Source organism: Nitratireductor alexandrii, assembly GCF_004000215.1.
Classification (GTDB): domain Bacteria; phylum Pseudomonadota; class Alphaproteobacteria; order Rhizobiales; family Rhizobiaceae; genus Mangrovimarina; species Mangrovimarina alexandrii.
In genome coordinates this window covers 105,522-120,925 of the sequence record NZ_RBVY01000003.1, presented here as the reverse complement: position 1 = coordinate 120,925, position 15,404 = coordinate 105,522, and the positions used below count along the sequence as shown (strand labels likewise).

At 66.7% G+C, this 15,404-nt stretch carries 14 protein-coding genes; 3 read left to right on the top strand and 11 right to left on the bottom strand.

Features of this window, described 5'->3' with window-relative positions; genetic code table 11:
- Positions 1-227 precede the first annotated feature (227 nt).
- The 3 genes from EP380_RS07205 to EP380_RS07195 all read left to right on the top strand — a co-directional run bounded on the left by EP380_RS07205 (position 228) and on the right by EP380_RS07195 (position 4,095).
- Positions 228-2,744, top strand: a complete 2,517-nt coding sequence (locus EP380_RS07205) for a heavy metal translocating P-type ATPase (RefSeq protein ID WP_127597705.1) — start codon at positions 228-230, stop codon at positions 2,742-2,744.
- Between the two features lie 73 nt (positions 2,745-2,817).
- Positions 2,818-3,216 carry a Cu(I)-responsive transcriptional regulator gene (gene cueR / locus EP380_RS07200; protein ID WP_106570023.1) on the top strand — a complete coding sequence of 133 codons (399 nt, stop codon included), beginning with the start codon at positions 2,818-2,820 and terminating at the stop codon, positions 3,214-3,216.
- A gap of 75 nt (positions 3,217-3,291) precedes the next feature.
- On the top strand, positions 3,292-4,095 hold the full coding sequence (locus EP380_RS07195; RefSeq protein WP_127597703.1) for a formyl transferase: 804 nt from the start codon (positions 3,292-3,294) through the stop codon (positions 4,093-4,095).
- Positions 4,096-4,125: 30 nt separating this feature from the next.
- On the opposite strand, the gene EP380_RS07190 is transcribed toward EP380_RS07195, so the two are convergent.
- The 11 genes from EP380_RS07190 to obgE form a co-directional block, all read right to left on the bottom strand.
- Complete coding sequence (locus EP380_RS07190) at positions 4,126-4,650, bottom strand: RNA pyrophosphohydrolase (protein WP_106570021.1); 525 nt, start codon at positions 4,648-4,650, stop codon at positions 4,126-4,128.
- Positions 4,651-4,659: 9 nt separating this feature from the next.
- On the bottom strand, positions 4,660-5,742 hold the full coding sequence (locus EP380_RS07185) for a divergent polysaccharide deacetylase family protein (RefSeq protein WP_238719773.1): 1,083 nt from the start codon (positions 5,740-5,742) through the stop codon (positions 4,660-4,662).
- Between the two features lie 169 nt (positions 5,743-5,911).
- Positions 5,912-7,237 (bottom strand): S41 family peptidase, encoded by a 1,326-nt coding sequence (locus EP380_RS07180; RefSeq protein WP_106570020.1) that lies wholly within the window; start codon positions 7,235-7,237, stop codon positions 5,912-5,914.
- Positions 7,227-8,561, bottom strand: coding sequence for a murein hydrolase activator EnvC family protein (locus tag EP380_RS07175; protein ID WP_127597701.1), 1,335 nt, complete (start codon positions 8,559-8,561; stop codon positions 7,227-7,229). The genes EP380_RS07180 and EP380_RS07175 overlap by 11 nt, the downstream gene beginning before the upstream one ends.
- A 161-nt stretch (positions 8,562-8,722) precedes the next feature.
- A complete protein-coding gene (gene rlmH, locus EP380_RS07170; RefSeq protein WP_106570018.1) occupies positions 8,723-9,205 on the bottom strand; it encodes a 23S rRNA (pseudouridine(1915)-N(3))-methyltransferase RlmH in 483 nt (160 codons plus the stop codon).
- A gap of 10 nt (positions 9,206-9,215) precedes the next feature.
- Positions 9,216-9,590 (bottom strand): ribosome silencing factor, encoded by a 375-nt coding sequence (gene rsfS, locus EP380_RS07165; protein WP_106570017.1) that lies wholly within the window; start codon positions 9,588-9,590, stop codon positions 9,216-9,218.
- A gap of 116 nt (positions 9,591-9,706) precedes the next feature.
- Entirely contained in the window at positions 9,707-11,026 is a 1,320-nt protein-coding gene (locus EP380_RS07160) for an MFS transporter (RefSeq protein ID WP_127597699.1), read from the bottom strand.
- Between the two features lie 127 nt (positions 11,027-11,153).
- Positions 11,154-11,735, bottom strand: coding sequence for a nicotinate-nucleotide adenylyltransferase (locus tag EP380_RS07155; protein WP_127598206.1), 582 nt, complete (start codon positions 11,733-11,735; stop codon positions 11,154-11,156).
- A 47-nt stretch (positions 11,736-11,782) separates the two neighbouring features.
- Positions 11,783-13,069 (bottom strand): glutamate-5-semialdehyde dehydrogenase, encoded by a 1,287-nt coding sequence (locus tag EP380_RS07150; protein ID WP_127597697.1) that lies wholly within the window; start codon positions 13,067-13,069, stop codon positions 11,783-11,785.
- A 16-nt stretch (positions 13,070-13,085) separates the two neighbouring features.
- Positions 13,086-14,234, bottom strand: coding sequence for a glutamate 5-kinase (gene proB, locus EP380_RS07145; protein WP_127598204.1), 1,149 nt, complete (start codon positions 14,232-14,234; stop codon positions 13,086-13,088).
- Positions 14,234-15,283, bottom strand: coding sequence for a GTPase ObgE (obgE, locus tag EP380_RS07140; protein WP_127597694.1), 1,050 nt, complete (start codon positions 15,281-15,283; stop codon positions 14,234-14,236). Before obgE ends, proB begins: the two co-directional genes overlap by 1 nt.
- Positions 15,284-15,404 lie beyond the last annotated feature (121 nt).

The following is a 15,404-nucleotide window of genomic DNA, read 5'->3' as shown; positions in this document are numbered from 1 at the left end:
GCGACCGAGTGCGGGCGACGGCGCGGCGTTCGGCCTCCGGCGAAGACCGGGCAGGACGGTCTGCGGGAACCTTTGCCGGCCGCCGGCGTTGGTTTTCGTCTTGGCTGCGGGTTCGGCCGGACTTGCCGGCGCGGGGCTCGTCGTCCGCAAATTGCCGCTTGACCTTCCTGTCTCTGGAAGCTTCAGAAGCGGCTGGCGGAACAGTCAGCAGACCGGGAGCCATCATCATGAGCCGACAGGAGAAAAATTCCCCAGGCGCGAAGCCGGCCGCATGTTGCGGTGGCCATAAAGGGGTTTCGGACGCGGACGACGGCGTCGTGCGCGACCCTGTGTGCGGCATGCTGGTCGATCCGGGCAACGAGACGCGAAGTCTCGAGCATGCCGGTCACGTCTATTATTTCTGTTCGCAAAGCTGTCGAGACGCTTTCAAGGGCGCGCCGGCGGATCATATCGGCGCGACCGATCCGGTCTGCGGCATGGATGTGGATCGTGCCAGCGCGGCGCATTTTTACCGCCACGACGGCACGGGATATTATTTCTGCTCGGCCCGCTGTCTGGAAAAATTCCGGGCTGAGCCGCAAACCTATCTCGACGGGCGCGCCGAACCCGAGCCGATGCCCAAGGGCACGCTCTATACCTGCCCGATGCATCCCGAAATCGTGCGCGAGGGGCCGGGCGCGTGCCCGAAATGCGGCATGGCGCTCGAGCCGATGGGTGTGCCGTCGGGCGAGGAGGGTCCCAATCCCGAACTGGTCGACTTCACCCGCCGGCTTTGGGTGAGCGGCGTGCTTTCGGTGCCGCTTTTGATCATCGCCATGGGGCCGATGGTCGGCCTGCCGGTTCGAGACTGGCTCGGAAACCGCCTTGCGGTGTGGATCGAGCTGGTTCTGGCGACCCCGGTCGTGCTGTGGGCGGCGGCGCCGTTCTTCGTGCGCGGCTATCAGTCGATCGTCAACCGCAGCCCGAATATGTGGACCCTGATTTCGATCGGCGTCGGCACGGCCTATCTCTACAGCGTCGTGGCGACGCTGTTTCCGGAACTGTTTCCGCAGCAGTTCCGCAACCATGGCGGCGCCGTGCCGGTCTATTTCGAGGCGGCCGCAGTGATCGTCGCCTTGATCTTCGTCGGCCAGGTTCTGGAATTGAGGGCGCGCGAGCGCACCGGCTCGGCGATCCGCGCTTTGCTTGATCTGGCGCCGAAGACGGCGCGCCGGATCGACGCCGACGGCAACGAGGAAGACGTGCCGCTCCAATCGATCGTGGAGGGCGACAGGCTCCGGGTGCGGCCCGGCGGCAGCGTACCCGTCGACGGCGCGGTGCTGGAAGGGCGCACGTCGATCGACGAATCGATGATCACCGGCGAAGCCGTGCCGGTCGAAAAGGTCGAGGGCGATCAGGTCACCGCCGGCACGCTCAACCGCAGCGGCACGCTGGTGATCGAGGCGCACAGGGTCGGCGCCGACACGGTGTTGTCGCAGATCGTGGACATGGTCGCCAAGGCGCAACGCTCACGCGCGCCGATCCAGGGCCTGGCCGACCGGGTGTCCTTCTACTTCGTTCCCGCCGTGGTGCTGGTCGCGGTGATGGCGTTTGGGGTGTGGGCGCTGTTCGGTCCAGCGCCCAGCATGGTCTACGCCATTCTCGCCGCCGTGTCGGTGCTGATCATCGCCTGTCCGTGCGCGCTCGGGCTGGCCACGCCGATGTCGATCATGACGGCGACCGGGCGCGGCGCGCAGGCCGGCGTGCTGATCAAGGATGCCGAGGCGCTGGAACGGTTCGCCGCCGTCGATACGCTGATCGTCGACAAGACCGGCACGCTGACCGAGGGCCGGCCGAAACTCACCGACGTGATCGCGGCCGACGGCTTCGACGAGGACGACATATTGGGTCTGGCCGCGAGCGTGGAAAAAGGTTCCGAGCATCCGCTCGCCGAGGCGATCGTTGAGGGCGCGCGCCAGCGCGACCTTTCCCTTGCCGATGCCGAGGATTTCGATGCCGTGACAGGCAAGGGCGTGCACGGCCATGTAAAAGGTCGCAAAGTGGCGCTCGGCAACCGGGCGATGATGGAGGATCTGGGAATCGACACCGCGGCGCTCGAGGCCAGGGCCGACGACCTGCGCGCCGACGGCAAGACGGCGATGTTCGTCGCCGTGGACGAGCGTCTTGGCGGGATCGTGGCGGTGGCCGACCCGATCAAGGAAACCACGCCCGCCGCGATCCGGGCACTGCACGAAAGTGGCCTCACCGTGATCATGGCGACGGGCGACAATGAGCGAACCGCCAGCGCCGTCGCCAGGACGTTGGGCATCGACGATATCCGGGCCGGATTGCTGCCGGAGCAGAAGCAGGCGCTGATCGAGGAGTTGCGCGCCGGTGGCGCAAAGGTCGCCATGGCCGGCGACGGCGTCAACGATGCGCCGGCGCTGGCCGCCGCCGACGTCGGCATCGCCATGGGCACCGGCGCCGACGTTGCGGTGGAAAGCGCCGGCATCACGCTGGTCAAGGGCGACCTCAACGGCATTGTGCGCGCCCGCACGCTGGCCAGGGCGACAATCCGCAATATTCGCGAGAACCTGTTCTTCGCCTTCGTCTACAATGCGCTCGGCGTTCCGGTGGCCGCCGGCATCCTTTATCCGCTGTTCGGCATGTTGTTGTCGCCGATGATCGCGGCGGCGGCGATGAGCCTGTCATCGGTTTCCGTCATCGGCAACGCGCTGCGGTTGCGCAGTCTCGACTTGAAATAGGACGGTCGATGGGCCAGATTGATGAGGCTTCCTGTTTTGGGAAGGTTTGTGCTGTTGAACGGGAACTGATGAGATGAATATCGGCATCGCTTCCGAACGGTCCGGCCTGCCGGCCAAGACGATCCGCTACTACGAGGATATCGGGCTTTTGAAGCCGGACCGCGGCGACAATGGCTATCGCGATTATTCGACCTCCGACGTGCACCGGCTGCGTTTCGTGCAGCGCGCGCGGGGATTGGGTTTCACCGTTTCGGAATGCCGGCAATTGCTGTCGTTGTACGACGATACCGGCCGCGAGAGCGCCGACGTCAAGTCGATCGCGACGGCGAAACTGGTCGAGATCGACCGCAAGATCGCAGAACTCAAAGGCTTGCGCGACGTACTCAGCCACCTGGTGGCGCATTGCCACGGCGATCACCGGCCGGATTGCCCGATCATCGACGAACTGGCCGGAGCGCAGCCGGGCTCATGACGAACACCGTGGCCCGCTTGCTCGCCCGTCACCGCCACGCGGCGTGGAGAAGGCCCGTCGACACGGCCCGCCTGCGTGCCTGAGGGAGGCGATCCCACGAGCCCCGACGATCACGCGCGCTCCGGCGTTTGCGTGGTGACGGCTGGCGGACCCTATCCCTGGATCATCGTCAATGCGCTCGCACGGCGGTTCGGAGCGATCGATGTGATCGAGGAGGAAGGCGAGCCGCAGCTTGCCTTTCTGCGCCGTCGGGCGCGGATGACCGGCTGGATCTCTCTCGCCGGCCAATTCGGCACGATGGTTTTGATCCGGCTCGGCAAACGCCTGTCGGCGCGTCGGATCGCCGGAATCGTGGCGGCGGCGAAACTCGAGCCCGAGCCGGCATCCGAACAAAGGATCATAAAAGTCGAGTCGGTCAACAGCGATGCATTCGTGCGGGAAATCGACCGGCTGGAGCCGCGTGTCGTGCTTCTGGCCGGCTGCCGCATCGTCAGGCCGTGGGTGCTGGCGCGGCTGTCCTGTCCGGTGCTCAACTATCATGCCGGCATCACGCCGGCCTATCGCGGCATGAATGGCGGCTATTGGGCGCTGGCCGAGGGCGACCGGGAGAATTTCGGCGCCACCGTGCAGCTGGTCGATGCCGGCGTCGACACCGGCATGATCGTGCGCCAGGTGCGCGGATCGCCCGAACCGGGCGACACGATCATGACCTATGCGCACCGGTTGGCGGCGCTGTCGCGCGAGATGTGCGCGGATGCGGTGGCGGATGCGCTCGCGGGAAGGCTCGCGCCGCGCGCGCCCGAGGGCCCGTCGCGACAATGGTATCATCCCACCATCTGGTCCTATCTGTGGACGGGGCTGACACGCGGTGTGTGGTAGCCGCTCCCGGCCGTCGGCCGGGAGCGCCGTTCAGGCAGCGAGGTGCCGGAAAGCGGCGATCACCGCGTCGTAGACCCCGCGCTTGAACGGCACGATCAGGTCGGGCAGGTCGCTAAGCGGTTTCCAGGCCCAGGCGTCGAATTCAGCCTCGTGTCCGCCGGGCGGCGGGTTGATGCGGATTTCGCTGTCGGCGCCCTCGAAACGGAAGGCGAACCATTTTTGGGTCTGGCCGCGATACTTGCCCTTCAACGCGACGCCGACGAGATGATCGGGCAGATCGTAGTCGATCCATTGCGGCGCCTCGGCGAGCAGGCTGACCGTCTTCATGCCGGTCTCCTCGAACAGTTCGCGCCGCGCGGCCAAAAGCGGCTCCTCGCCCTTGTCGATCCCGCCTTGCGGCATTTGCCAGAGCTTGTCCGCGCCGGTCATCTCGCCATCGGCAACATGGATGCGCCGGCCCACCCATGCATGGCCGTCCCGGTTCAACACCACGATGCCGACACAGCGCCGGTAGGGCAGCGCTTCAGGGCGCGCCGCAGTCTTGTCTTTTGCCATTCTGCGGTATTACCTTTTTTCTGGATCGGCGGCGAGCGCGGAGACCGGCACGATCTCGATGCCGCGTTTCCTGGCCTCCGCCACCCACGAGGCCACGGTTTCGACCGTGACGTCGAAGGCCGAACCGGTGCCGAGCGCGAAGCCGCGGGCGCGGGCGGTCCGTTCCAGTTCGTCGAGCTTTTCCAGGATGGCGGCCCGATCGCGGCGCTGGTCGATCGTCGTGTCGCCCTCGGCATAAGGAACCCGGTTCTTGGCCGCCAGCTCACCGGCAAGGCTGCGCGCGGACGAACCGTCGTCGAGATAAAGCAGCCCGCGGGCGCCGAGATCGCGCATGACGGGCGCGAAGGCTGTTTCCTCGCCCGTGAAGCGCGCGCCCATATAGTTCATCACACCGACATAGTTCGTCGTGCGGCCCAGAACATTGTGCAGGGTGTCGATGTTCTGCTCGGTCGAGGCCTCGGTCGTCAGTGTGTCGCGGCCGGGATTGACGCGCGGATAATCGAACGGCTCGAGTGGCAATTGCATCAGGATCTCGTGCCCCTCGCGCCGCGCGGCCTGCATCCAGCGGCCGATCGAGTTGCCCTGCGGGGCGAAGGCGAGGGTGATTTCGGGCGGCAGCTTGGCGATCGCGGCCTGGGTGCCGGTCTGCGACAGGGCCATGCCGCCGATCACGATCGCCACGCGCGCGCCGCGCGCGCCCGACCACGGTCGCGCATAGACGTCGAACGGGCGGCGCCCGTCATCGGCCCGGACCGGCAGCGGTCCATGTTCTGACTGTTCCAGGAGAGCCCGGTCGGGCAGGTGGGCGACCCGCAGATCCTGGCCGATAGCCGAGGGGTCGCGGATGACGATCACGTTCGGGCCGGACGTGTCTGCCGGTCGTTCGGGGGCGCGTATGATGGAGGGGGATGGCGCGGTCGTTTCCTTGGCCGGCGCGACGGTCGTTTCGGCGGGTGGTTGCGGAGCGGATTGCTGCGCGGTCTCCATCGACACGATCTCGGCGGGCTGGCGCCATGGATCGGGCAGCAAGGCAACCCATAACCCGGCCGCCGCGACGAGACACAGGCTCGCAGCGCCGGCGATCTGGGCCACGCTGGGCGCCGACCACGGCCGCCTGGCCGGTCGCGCGCCGTGCTGACCGAGAGGGCGTTCGATCTGCTTGTCGAGCGGCAAGCCGGGAGCCTTTCAGGCGGGAATGATCCGCAGGTGTCGAGATATCGGGCGAACGGCGCCGGAGGGTCGAGCCGCCGGCGCCGGATGGTTACTGGTTGAGGACCGCCTGGTCTGGATTGGGCGGAAAGGCCGGATCGGTCTTCTCGCCGCGCAACAGCTCGAGCGCGTGGGTAAGCTGGACGTCGTCCTTGGCTTCCGGCGGCACATAGGCTGCCGAGCCCGAGCCTTCCTCGTTTTCCTCGTCGCCCTTGATATGGCCGCGCAGATCCGATTCGCCGCGGGTCACGTCACGTCCGAGCAATTCGTCCGGAAGCGGTTGTTCGACACGGATGTCGGGGGTGATGCCCTTGCCCTGGATCGATTTGCCGGCCGGCGTGTAATAGAGCGCGGTGGTCAAGCGCAGGGCGCCATTCTCGGCCAGCGGGATGATGGTCTGAACCGATCCTTTGCCGAAGGAGCGCGTGCCGAGCACGGTTGCACGGCGATGGTCCTGAAGGGCGCCGGCGACAATCTCCGAGGCGCTCGCCGAGCCGCCATTGACCATCACGATCAGCGGCTTGCCGCCGGTCAGATCGCCGGCACGCGCATCGAAGCGAACAACGTCCTTGGGATCGCGGCCGCGGGTGGAGACGATCTCGCCGCGATCGAGGAACGCGTCCGAGACGCTCACCGCCTGGTCGAGCAGACCACCCGGATTGAGCCGCAGGTCGAGCACGAACCCTTTCAGCTTGTCGGCCGGGACCTCGCTTTCGATGTCGGCGATGGCCGCCTGCAGATCGTCGAAGGTCTTTTCGGTGAAGGAGGCGATCTTCACATAGCCGACGTCGCCCTCGACGCGGTATTTGACGGCCCTGACCTTGATGATGGCACGCACGATCGTGATCTTGATCGGCTCGACCGCGCCCTCGCGCAGGATCGTCAGCTCGATCGGCGTGTCGACGGCGCCGCGCATGCGCTCGACAGCGTCCGACAGGTTGAGGCCGCGCACGTCCTCGCCATCGATCTCGGCGATCAGGTCGCCGGCAAGCACGCCAGCGCGGGCCGCCGGGGTGTCGTCGATCGGCGTGATCACCTTGACCAGTTCGTTTTCCATGGTGACCTCGATGCCGAGGCCGCCGAACTCGCCCTTGGTCTGGACCCGCATGTCCTTGGCGGCGTCCGGATTGAGATAGGAAGAATGCGGATCGAGCGAGGTGAGCATGCCGTTGATGGCGCTCTCGACCAGATTCTTGTCCTCAGGCGGCGTCACGTATTGGGCGCGCACGCGCTCGAAAATGTCGCCGAAAACCGCAAGATGGCGATAGGTTTCCGAACTGGCCGCGATCGCGGAAGAGCCCGTTGGGCCGTAAACGACGCTCATCGCGGAGGCGCCCATCAAGGCGCCGGCAAGAAGAAGCGACAACTTACGAATCATCTTTCGTCCTTCCAGAATCCCGGTCGGCCCACCATGGGGCCGGGTCGACGGGTTTGCCATCCTTGCGGAACTCCACATAAAGTTCCGGACTGCTATTCGCACTTCCCAGTGTCACCGCGCTGGCGACCCTTGCTTCACCCATGGCGCCGATCGGTTCTCCCGACAACACTGTCTGGCCCAGGGAAACGTTCGTGGTCGCCATACCCGCCAGCACGACATGATAACCGTCGCCGACATCGACTATCAAGAGTTGGCCGTATGAACGAAACGGGCCCGCATACAAAATACTGCCATCGGCAGGTGCGGTGACGATAGAGCCGGATTGTGTTTGAAGCGTGTCGCCGGCCATATGGCCGCCAAGACCGTCGCTCTCGCCGAAGCGCCGCACGAAGGTGCCCGACACCGGCAGCGCGACCGTTCCCTCAAGACTCTCAAAGGGTAGACCCGTCACCAGCCGGTTGGCCTCGGGCACCGGGCGGCCCGCAGCCTCCGCCTCGCGGCGCTTGCGCTCCTCCTCCGCCAGACGGGCCGCCCGCGCGGCTTCCTGGACACCGGTGATTTCGGCCTCGATCGAGGCGATCAATTCTTTGAGAGTGCCGGCCTTGGCGGCAAGGGCGGCCGCCTTTTCGCGCTCTTCGTCGAGGGTTGATTCGCTGGCCCGCAAGAGCCGGCTCTTTTCCTCCAAAAGAAGCGCCAGCCGCTTTTTCTCCGCAGCCTGATCCTGGACGGTGGCAAAAAGCGTCTCGCGTTCGCCTGCAATCGCGCTGCGCAGCGCGGCCAGTTCCTTGAGGTCGCCGAGCAGGATCTCCGTTTCGGCCCTCAACTCGGGCACCACCGCGCCCAGGATGATCGCGCTGCGTACCGACGACAGCGCGTCCTCGGGCCTGACCAGAATGGCGGGCGGCGGATTGAGCCCCATGCGCTGGAGCGCGCCCAAAACCTCGGCCAGGACACCGCGGCGGGCATGAAGCGAGGCTTTCAGCGCGTCTTCCTGCTGCTTCAGCGTCTCCAGACGCACCTCGATGGCGGCGATGTCGTTGGAGAGCTTCTTTTCGGTCTTCGCCGCCTGGATCAGAGCGCTGGTGATCGCGGTATTGTCCTTGCGCATCGCCGCGACCTCGCCCGCAAGCGAATCGAGACGCTCTTTCGACAGGGACATCTGACGCAAGACGGTCTCGTATTCGGAGGCGGTATCGGTCCGCTTTTCCTCCAGGGTCGCCATGTCCTGGGCAAGGAGCGGGGCGGCGCCGGCAACCGCAACGGCGAGAGCGGCAAGCAGGACAAGCCCGCGTCTGCCGTTTGTGTCGCTGCGGTTTTTCGTCATGACCTCGCCCTGATCCTGCCGGCGCTTCTCGGGTCGCGACCCTAGGAGCGGCCGGTTAAGGAAGCATCAACCATACCGCATCGCGTGGACGCGCGCGCAAGGTCGGCTCGCTTTTGTCGGAAATTGTGGCGGCGGGCGGCCAAGCCCGTGCGATCACGCCGTCAGGCGCGATGATAGGGGTGGCCGGCCAGGATGGTCGCGCAACGATAGAGCTGTTCGGCGATCATGACGCGCGCCAGTTGATGCGGCCAGGTGAGCTTGCCCATGCACAGGACGAGGTCGGCGGCGTCGCGCAACGCCGCATCGTGGCCGTCGGGGCCGCCGATCGCCACCACGAGCCGGCGGCAGCCGTCGTCGCGGGTCGTTGCGACCCAGCGCGCCAGGTCTTGCGATCCCTGCGCCTTGCCGCGCTCGTCGAGAAGCAGCAACGCCGATCCGGGCTCGAGCAGCGCGGTCAGGCGTGCGGCTTCCTCGCGCTTTCTCGCGCTTGCCGTGCCAGCCCGACTTTCGGCGGTTTCGCAAAGCCCCGCCCATTCCAGGCCGACGGACGGGCCGGTCTTGGCCAGGCGATCGAAAAAACGGTCGGCAAGCTCCGCCTCGGGGCCGGCCTTCATCCGGCCCACGGCATGAACGGCAATCCGCATCGCCTTCGGTTCAGTGAACCGTTTCGTCCTCGAGATCGGGAGCCTGCCACATCTTTTCGATGTTGTAGAACTCGCGGACCTCGGGCCGGAAAACATGGACGATGATATCGCCGGCGTCGATCAAAACCCAATCGGCGCTCGACAGGCCTTCGACCCGGGCGTTGCCCAGTCCAGCCTCCTTGAGCGCCTTGATCAGATGGTCCGACACCGCACCGACATGGCGGTTCGACCGGCCCGAGGCGATCACCATATGGTCGCCAAGGCTGGATTTTCCCCGGATGTCGATGGAGACAATGTTTTCCGCCTTTGAGTCTTCCAGAGATTCAAGGACGATCTTCAAGGCCTGGGACTCACCCTGGCGGGTCATCCCGGCCGCAGAAGGCATGATCTCAGCCTTCTTGCCCAGTGCTGTTCTCAGTGTCTTTCCTTTCACGACAAGAACAACTCCGCCACGCGTGATTCACGTGACATGCAAAACATAGGCACGGACCCTTAACAGTTTCAAGACTGGGCGGGCGCTTCGTCGACCGCATCCGAACCGGACTCGTCGCTGGCATAAGCGAATTCCGCGGCTGGCGGCGCCTGCGCCGACAGGGGTGCGAAGTCCACGCTTTCGGCAGGCGGCACGGCTTCGGCCTGCGTCAGGCGCCAGATCACGAAGGCGCAGAACACGGCGGCGATCGCGATCGCCATGACAATGAAGGCGCCGGTGCCGGCAAAGGCGGTCAGGGCGGTGGCAATTCCCGGCATCACGAAACCCGACAGCGACCAAGCGAACAGCATGGTGCTCGACAGCAGCACGAGGTCGCCTTTTTCCGCGCGGTCGTTGGAATGCGCCGAGGAGATCGAATAGATCGATTCGATCGCGCCGCTCCATACCATGTAGATCAGGATCATCCATGCCAGCTCCGACCGGTCGGCGCCGGTTGCCAGCGCGCCGGCGCCGACCACGATCACGGAGGCGGCGACGAGGACATAGCGTCGGTCGGTGCGGTCTGACAGCCAGCCGAAGGGCAGCTGAACCAGCATGGTGCCGAGCGGCATCGCCAGCAGCAGCAGGGCGACCTGATCCTTGGAAAAACCGGTCGCGGTGGCGTGGATGGGGGCGAAGCCGGCAACCATCATCGAGAGCCCGCCCACGGCGAGCATGCCGGCCAGCCCAACGGGCGAGATCTGCCAGGCGCGTCTCAGCGCGATCGAGGCGATCGGCGGGGGCGGCGGCGTGCGCAGCCGCGTCAGGCCGACAGGGATTATCGACAGCGCGCCAAACGCGATCGCCACCACCGGCGCGGCGTTGGTCATGATGTCGACAAAGGTCAACAGGTAGGAGCCGATGCCCAGCCCAACGATGTAGCTGACATAGAAAAACGCGATCACGCGGCCGCGCACCTGATTTTCGACGACGTCGTTGAGCCAGCTTTGGGTGACGATGAAGAGCCCGGCTATGGAAAAGCCGTAGAGCGCGCGTGCCGGAACCCAAAGCGTCGGGTCGACCTTTACGCTGACCGCCACGCTCGACAGGATGATCAGCGCCGAAAAGATCATGAAGGCGCGGGCGTGGCCGACGCGATTGACCATGCGCCCGGTCAGGAAGCAGCCAGCCATGCCGCCGGCCGACATGCCGGTCAGGATCAGGCCCGCCCAGGTGGGCGGGAGACCTTCGGCGGCCAGACGGACCGGCACGAAGGCGAACATCAGCCCGTTGCCGATCGCCACCAGCGCCGTCGACAGGACCACGCTGGCGATCGCGATCGCCGGCGCGGACTGGGCCGGGTCGGTCGGCGGCGCAGTGGCCGCATCTGTGCTCGAAACGAGGCTCATCGCGCCGATGATGTTCCTTTCGCGCGCGGCGGAACACGACGAAAGCGGCACGAACTGTCTTGAACTGGACGGGCGGCGGCCGCGGCGCGCCGATGGCGAAGAGAGGATCGGTCTGCGGGAGGCGGCTTCAGCCGGCGTTTCGGATCGCGGTCGAGGACAGGGAGGAGCGCGGCCCGTGGATGAACGTCCACGCCGGCGCCGGCGTGCGGGCAAGCCGCGAGGCCTCGTCCTCGTCGATGCGCGCGCGGCTGAATGCCTTGGCCGTCACCGACGACAGGAAAGACAATGTCGCGCCCGGCCGGTCGATGACGGCGATCGGCATAATCGCCATGATGTCGCGCCAGCGCTGCCAGCGGTGAAAGCTGGCCAGGCTGTCGGCGCCCATGATCCAGACAAAATCGACGCCGGGATTGCGGCGCCTGACCAGTTCCAGCGTGTCGGCGGTGTAGCGGATACGGTGAGCGGCCTCGAAGGCGGTCACCTTGATGCGCGGATCCGGCGTGATCGCCTCGGATTGTGCCAGACGCCGGGCCAGCGGCGCGAGCTCGTTGACGTCCTTGAGGGGGTTGCCGGGCGTGACCAGCCACCAGAGCTGGTCGAGGCGCAGGCGGCGCAGCGAAATCTCGGCAACCAAGGCGTGGCCGGCATGCGGCGGGTTGAAGGAGCCGCCGAAAATGCCGACCGCCATGCCATGCTCGACATGGGGCATGCGCAGGTAGTGGGCCGGAATGCCCGCAAGGCGCTGGCTGGCGCCGGTCAAGGCCGGAGCTGGCCGGAACCGCGGACGCGGTACTTGAACGATGTCAACTGCTCGACGCCGACCGGCCCGCGCGCATGCATCTTGCCGGTCGCGATACCGATCTCCGCGCCCATGCCGAACTCGCCGCCATCGGCGAATTGGGTCGAGGCGTTGTGAAGCAAGATGGCCGAATCGATCTCGTTGAAGAAACGCTCGACCGCCAGCGGATCCTCAGCCACGATCGCCTCGGTGTGATGCGACGAATGGGTCTCGATATGGTCGATCGCCCCCTGGATGCCGTCCACCAGCTTGGCCGAGATGATGGCGTCCAGATATTCGGTCGTCCAGTCGTCGTCGCTTGCCGGAGCCGCCGTGGGATAATAGCTGCGCACCGCGCTATCGGCACGAATTTCGCAGCCCGCCTCGCTCAGCGCGGTCAGGATCGGCACGAGATGGGTGTCGGCCGCGGCGCGGTCGACGAGCAGGGTCTCCGTGGCGCCGCAAATGCCGGTGCGGCGCATCTTGGCGTTGACGGCGATCTCGCGCGCCATGTCGGGATCGGCCGAGGCGTCCACGTAAAGATGGCACAGGCCCTCGAGATGGGCGAAGACCGGCACCCTGGCCTCCTCCTGCACCCGGGCGACCAGGCTCTTGCCGCCGCGCGGCACGATGACGTTGATCGTGCCGGAGAGACCTCTCAGCATCGCGCCGACGGCGGCGCGGTCGGTGATCGGAACGAGCTGAATGGCGGTTTCGGGCAAGCCGGCCGCTCTAAGCCCTTCAATCAGGCAGGCGTGGATCGCGGCCGAGGAATTGGCCGAGTCCGACCCGCCGCGCAGAATGACGGCGTTGCCGGCCTTCAGGCACAAGGCCCCGGCGTCCGCGGTAACGTTGGGGCGGCTTTCGAAAATCACCCCGATGACACCGAGCGGCGTGCGCACGCGCTCGATCTTGAGCCCATTCGGTCGTTCCCACGCGGCGATGACGTCGCCGACCGGGTCTTTCAGCGCGGCGATGGCGCGCACGCCCTGGGCCATGGCGCCGATACGTTCGGGGGTCAGGGCGAGGCGATCCATCAAGGCGGCCGAAAGGCCGTTTTCGGCGCCGTTGGCGACATCGATGGCGTTGGCGGCCAGAATCTGGCGCTCGTTGGCTTCAAGCGCATCGGCCATGGCGTGGAGGGCGGCGTTCTTGACGGCTTCCGACGCGGTCGCCAACGGTCGCGCCGCGGCGTGGGCGGAGCGGCCCATCTCGTTCATGAGCGCTGTGACGTCGATCCGGGTGTCGTCGTTCGTCTTGAGCATGTCGTCCTCCCAGCGCTCAGCCGCTGGCCTGTGTCCTGACCGAGAGAGCCGGCGTCACCACGAGATCGTCGCGGTGGATCATGGCGGCGCGCGCCTCATAGCCCAGCTCCCTGGCGATGTCGGCGCTCTTCAGCCCCGCAATCCTTACGGCATCGGCGGCATCGTAGGCAACCAGGCCGCGTGCGATCTCGCTGCCGTCCGGCGCGAGCACGGCCACCGTGTCGCCGCGCGCAAAGCCGCCTTCGACCGCACGCACGCCGGCCGGCAGCAGCGATTTGCCGGAGCGCAGCGCGCCGACCGCGCCGTCGTCGATCACCAGCCGGCCTGCCGGTTCGAGCTGACCGGCGATCCATGTCTTGTAGCCGCGGACCGGCGTCGGGCTGGGCGCGAAGAAGGTCGAGGGCTCGCCGCGGTCGATCGCGGCCAGAGGCGATAACCTGGTGCCGGAGGCGATGATCATGGCGGTGCCGGCCCGGGTGGCGATCTTGCCGGCGTCGAGCTTGGTGCGCATGCCGCCGCGCGAGAGCTCGGAGGCGGCATCGCCGGCCATCGCCTCGATCTGCGGCGTGATTGCGTCGACCACGGGCACGAAACGGGCGGCGGGATCGCGCGCCGGCGGGGCGGTGTAGAGACCGTCAATGTCCGACAGCAAGACCAAAAGATCCGACTGCATCATGGTCGCCACGCGCGCGGCCAGCCGGTCGTTGTCGCCATAGCGGATCTCGGTGGTGGCGACGGTGTCGTTTTCATTGATGACCGGCACCGCCCCGAGCTTGAACAGGGTCGAGATGGTCGCCCGGGCGTTGAGGTAGCGGCGGCGTTCCTCGGTGTCGCCGAGGGTCACCAGCACCTGTCCGGAGACCAGTCCCAGACGGTCGAGCTCCTCCGACCAGGCGCCGGCGAGCGCGATCTGACCGACGGCGGCGGCGGCCTGGCTTTCTTCAAGCTTCAGCGTCCGGCGGCCGAGGCCGAGCAGGTTTCGGCCGAGCGCGATGGCGCCGGAGGAGACGACGCAGATCTCGGCCCCGGCGGCGGACAGGCCGGCGACATCCGCGCACAGCGAGGCGAGCCAGTCGCGCTTGAGGCCCCGTTCGCGGTCGACGAGCAGGGCGGAGCCGACCTTGACGGTGACGCGGCGATAGGCCGAAAGCGCGTTCGCAGCCATCATCCCTCCGGGCGCTGCCAGCGCGGATCGGGGGCGGCATCGGTTTGCGCCTCGCTCGCGCGAGCGTCTTCGATCACGGCGATCAGCGCCCGCAGCACCGGGTCGACGCCTTCGCGCGTGGCCGAAGACAAAAGCAGCGGCGCGCGTCCGGCGGCCGCCTCAAGGGCGGCGGCCTTTTCGGCGCGTTCGTCCGCGTCGAGCGTGTCGACCTGCGCCAGCGCGACGATCTCGGGTTTTTCGCCGAGGCCGTGGCCGTAGGCCTCGAGCTCGCCGCGCACGGTGCGGTAGGCGGCGGCGGGATCGTTTTCCCGCGCGGAAACCAGATGCAGGATGACGCGGGTGCGCTCGACATGACCGAGGAAACGGTCGCCGATCCCCGCCCCCTGATGCGCGCCCTCGATCAGGCCGGGAATATCGGCGATGACAAATTCGCGGGCGTCGACCCGTGCCACGCCGAGGCCCGGGTGAAGCGTGGTGAAGGGATAGTCGGCGATCTTCGGCTTGGCGGCCGTAACGGTCGACAGGAAGGTCGACTTGCCGGCATTGGGCAGGCCGACCAGTCCGGCGTCGGCGATCAGTTTCAGTCGCAGCCAGATCGTGCGTTCCTGGCCCGGCAGGCCGGGATTGGCCCGGCGCGGCGCCTGGTTGGTGGAGCTCTTGAAATGGGTGTTGCCGAAACCGCCATTGCCGCCGGCGGCGAGCCGCACGCGCTGACCGACCTCGGTCAGGTCGCAGATCAAGGTCTCGTTGTCTTCCTCGAAGACCTGGGTGCCGACCGGCACCTTCAACACGGCGTCCGCGCCTTTGCCGCCGGTGCGGTTGCGGCCCATGCCGTGCGTGCCGGTCTTGGCCTTGAAATGCTGCTGGTAGCGGTAGTCGATCAGCGTGTTGAGCCCGTCGACCGCCTCGACCCACACATCGCCGCCACGGCCGCCGTCGCCGCCGTCCGGTCCGCCGAATTCGAGATATTTCTCGCGCCGGAAGGAAACCGACCCGGCCCCGCCGTCGCCCGAACGAATATAGACCTTGGTCTGGTCGAGGAATTTCATCGGATTGACAACTTGCCGTTCTATCTGCTTCAGGCGCTTCGTCCGCGCGAGCGGGCGCGAGAGCGATAACGGAAATGAGGGTTTACCGCAATCTTTGCGGCGGTAGGCGCTACGGCAGGGG

Excerpts from the sequence above, each read along its gene's own strand:
- EP380_RS07205 (WP_127597705.1), top strand. The coding sequence starts at position 228 with ATGAGCCGACAGGAGAAAAATTCCCCAGGCGCGAAGCCGGCCGCATGT.
- cueR (WP_106570023.1), top strand. The coding sequence starts at position 2,818 with ATGAATATCGGCATCGCTTCCGAACGGTCCGGCCTGCCGGCCAAGACG.
- EP380_RS07190 (WP_106570021.1), bottom strand. The coding sequence starts at position 4,650 with ATGGCAAAAGACAAGACTGCGGCGCGCCCTGAAGCGCTGCCCTACCGG.
- EP380_RS07180 (WP_106570020.1), bottom strand. The coding sequence starts at position 7,237 with ATGATTCGTAAGTTGTCGCTTCTTCTTGCCGGCGCCTTGATGGGCGCC.
- EP380_RS07175 (WP_127597701.1), bottom strand. The coding sequence starts at position 8,561 with ATGACGAAAAACCGCAGCGACACAAACGGCAGACGCGGGCTTGTCCTG.
- rlmH (WP_106570018.1), bottom strand. The coding sequence starts at position 9,205 with ATGCGGATTGCCGTTCATGCCGTGGGCCGGATGAAGGCCGGCCCCGAG.
- rsfS (WP_106570017.1), bottom strand. The coding sequence starts at position 9,590 with ATGCCTTCTGCGGCCGGGATGACCCGCCAGGGTGAGTCCCAGGCCTTG.
- EP380_RS07160 (WP_127597699.1), bottom strand. The coding sequence starts at position 11,026 with ATGAGCCTCGTTTCGAGCACAGATGCGGCCACTGCGCCGCCGACCGAC.
- EP380_RS07155 (WP_127598206.1), bottom strand. The coding sequence starts at position 11,735 with ATGCCCCATGTCGAGCATGGCATGGCGGTCGGCATTTTCGGCGGCTCC.
- EP380_RS07150 (WP_127597697.1), bottom strand. The coding sequence starts at position 13,069 with ATGCTCAAGACGAACGACGACACCCGGATCGACGTCACAGCGCTCATG.
- proB (WP_127598204.1), bottom strand. The coding sequence starts at position 14,234 with ATGGCTGCGAACGCGCTTTCGGCCTATCGCCGCGTCACCGTCAAGGTC.
- obgE (WP_127597694.1), bottom strand. The coding sequence starts at position 15,283 with ATGAAATTCCTCGACCAGACCAAGGTCTATATTCGTTCGGGCGACGGC.